This window comes from Burkholderia sp. Tr-862, assembly GCF_011753085.1.
Lineage (GTDB): Bacteria > Pseudomonadota > Gammaproteobacteria > Burkholderiales > Burkholderiaceae > Burkholderia > Burkholderia ambifaria.
Genome location: NZ_VWWG01000313.1, coordinates 1 through 2933, shown reverse-complemented (window position 1 = coordinate 2933; position 2933 = coordinate 1). Strand labels below are relative to the sequence as shown.

General features: G+C 67.5%; 2 protein-coding genes and 1 pseudogene. 2 read left to right on the top strand and 1 reads right to left on the bottom strand.

Going from position 1 to position 2933, the window contains the following annotated elements:
• A partial coding sequence (locus F3J14_RS34300; RefSeq protein ID WP_166726679.1) for a c-type cytochrome occupies positions 1-349 on the top strand: 349 nt, incomplete at its 5' end.
• Positions 350-437: 88 nt separating this feature from the next.
• Here the strand turns inward: F3J14_RS34300 and F3J14_RS34295 are convergent.
• Positions 438-2525, bottom strand: a complete 2088-nt coding sequence (locus F3J14_RS34295; protein ID WP_166726678.1) for a UvrD-helicase domain-containing protein — start codon at positions 2523-2525, stop codon at positions 438-440.
• A 279-nt stretch (positions 2526-2804) separates the two neighbouring features.
• Here F3J14_RS34295 and F3J14_RS34290 point away from each other — a divergent pair.
• A pseudogene (locus tag F3J14_RS34290) lies at positions 2805-2933 on the top strand (SGNH/GDSL hydrolase family protein); the annotation flags it as partial.

Genomic DNA, 2933 nt, shown 5'->3' with positions numbered 1-2933 from the left:
GCTGGGCGCAGACGCATCGAACGCGCAAGCCGCCGCTGCAATAGCCGCGATCGCCGCGATTCCGAAGGCCGGCGAAAAGCCCGCGGCCGCACCGACCAGCGCCGACGCCGCATCGGCCGGCAAGGCGCTGTACACGCAGGTGTGCCAGGCGTGTCACGCGGCCGGCGTGCTCGGCGCGCCGAAGTTCGGCAGCAAGGAAGACTGGGCGCCGCGCCTGAAGGAGTCGATGGACACCGTCTACAACTACGCGCTGCACGGCAAGGGCGCGATGCCGCCGAAGGGCGGGTCGAGCGCGTCCGATGCCGACGTGAAGGCGGCTGTCGACTACATGGTCAACGCGGCGAAGTAACGCCTGCCGGCCAGAAAAAACCCCCGCGGTGCACACGCATCGCGGGGGTTTTGTTTTGCCGAGGCCGAAACGAAGGCCACCGCGCACATCACTTCTGCAACAACGCCTTCAGGCTCGCGAGCCGGTCCTTCGGCGTCATCGGCGCTTCCTCCGGCGTCGGCGGCGGCGCTTCATCGAGCCCCATCTCGGGGATGAAGCGCGACGGCTCGCACACGACCGTCTCGCGCGCCCGCTTGCGCTTCTTGCACCAGTTCAGATGCAGGCTGCGCTGCGCGCGCGTGATCGCGACGTACATCAGCCGGCGCTCCTCCTCGATCCGCTCGCTGTCGATCGGGCCGTCGTCCTCGCTGCCGCCGCGGTGCGGCATGATGCCTTCCTCGACGCCGACCAGGAACACGTGCGGATACTCGAGGCCCTTCGATGCATGGACGGTCGACAGCCGCACGGCGTCCGGATCCTCGTCCTTGCCTTCCAGCATCGACATCAGCGCGACGGTCTGGATCAGGCCGAGCAGGTTCTTGCCGGTATCGGCGAGCCCGTCCGCATTGTGGAACCCTTCCGCCTCGCCGTCGACGGCTTCCGTCTCGGGCTTCGTGCCCTTGCGCTTCAGCCACTCGAGGAATTCGAGCACGTTCTGCCACTTCGACTGCGCCTGCCGCTCGTCAAACGCGTCGTACAGGTAGGCCTCGTAGTGGATGGCCTCCATCATCTCGTCGAGCACGACGGTCGCGGGCTCCTTGTCCGCGCGATCGGTCAGGCGCTGGATGAAGTCGCAGAACATGCGAAGCGGCTCGACCTGCCGCGCGGACAGCCGCGCCTCGATTCCGCCCATGTACACGGCCTCGAACAGCGACACCTTGGCCTGGCCGGCGAACGAGCCGAGCGCCTCGAGCGTCGTGTTGCCGATCCCGCGGCGCGGCGTCGTGACCGCGCGGATGAACGCGGGATCGTCGTCGGCGTTCGCGATCAGGCGCAGGTACGCGCACAGGTCCTTGATCTCGGCCTTGTCGAAGAACGACTGGCCGCCCGACAGCACGTACGGGATCCGCTCGCGCCGCAGCACCTGCTCGAAGATCCGTGCCTGGAAGTTGCCGCGGTACAGGATCGCGTAGTCGCGGAACTGCGCGCGCCGCTCGAACTTGTGCGCGGACAGCCGGAACACGACCGATTCGGCTTCGTGTTCCTCGTCGTTGCACGGCGTGACGGTGATCGAGTCGCCCATCCCGTGCTCGGACCACAGCTTCTTCTCGAACAGTTTCGGATTGTTCGCGATCACGTTGTTCGCGGCGGTGAGAATGCGCACCGTCGACCGGTAGTTCTGCTCGAGCTTGACCAGGTGCAGCTTCGGGAAATCCTTGCCGAGCTGCGCGAGGTTTTCGAGCGTCGCGCCGCGCCAGCCGTAGATCGCCTGGTCGTCGTCGCCCACCGCCGTGAACGCGGCGCGCGGGCCGGCGAGCTGCTTCAGCAGCTCGTACTGGCACGCGTTGGTGTCCTGGTATTCGTCGATCAGCAGATAGCGCAGCTTGTTCTGCCAGCGGTCGCGCACCTGTTCGTTCTTCGCGAACAGCTCGGCCGGCAGGCGGATCAGGTCGTCGAAGTCGACCGCCTGGTACGCATGCAGCGTCGCGACGTAGTTGCGGTAGACCAGCGCCGCCTGGTGCTCGTCCTCGTTGGCCGCGATCGTCATCGCCTCGTCGGGCATGATCAGGCCGTTCTTCCACAGCGAGATGGTGCTCTGGATCTTGCGGATCAGGCCCTTGTCGGTGGTGCCGATCTGCTCCTGGATCATCCCGAAGCAGTCGTCCGAATCCATGATCGAGAACTGCGGCTTCAGGCCGACGTGCTCGGCCTCCTGGCGCAGGATCTGCACGCCGAGCGAGTGGAACGTGCACACGGTGAGCTGGTTGACGGGCACCTTGCGGCCTTCCTTGCCGGGCGTGGTGAGCGTCTTGCCCTCCAGCAGCTTCGACACACGCTCGCGCATTTCGGCGGCTGCCTTGTTCGTGAACGTGACGGCCGCGATGTGGCGCGGCTCGAAGCCTTTCGCTTCGATCAGGTGCGCGATCTTCTGCGTGATCACGCGGGTCTTGCCGCTGCCCGCGCCGGCGAGCACGAGGCAGGGACCGTCGAGGTAGCGCACCGCTTCGTTCTGAGCGGGGTTGAGGCCTGCGGACATGATGGCGGATGATGTTGCGGTTGACGGCGGGACGCCGGGAGGATGCCGCGCGCGGCAAGCCTGGAATGCAGGCGGACACACGGGCAGGACGCGCATGTTAACACGTCGGCGGCGCACTTTTCGGGAGCCCCGCCGGACGGGGGCCGCGCAGGCCGGCTGCCGATTCGTCCCCTGTCCGATCGGCCAATCAGGCCCCATCTGCGGCCCGATCGGCCACAATGGATACATGTCGGCGCGCCTGCGCGCCGGGCCCGCCAGCCTCGTCATCGGATCGATTTCATGGGATACCCGTTCGCCACCGCCGCCCTCGGCCCGCTGCTGTTCCTCCAGGGGCGCCACGTGCGCCGCGTCACGCCACGGCTGCCCGAGGCGGCCGGCCCGCGCGACGGCGTGGCCGGCGACGGCCCG

What these genes read in the sequence shown, in the direction of transcription:
- F3J14_RS34295 (WP_166726678.1), bottom strand. Translation starts at nt 2,525, where the DNA reads ATGTCCGCAGGCCTCAACCCCGCTCAGAACGAAGCGGTGCGCTACCTC.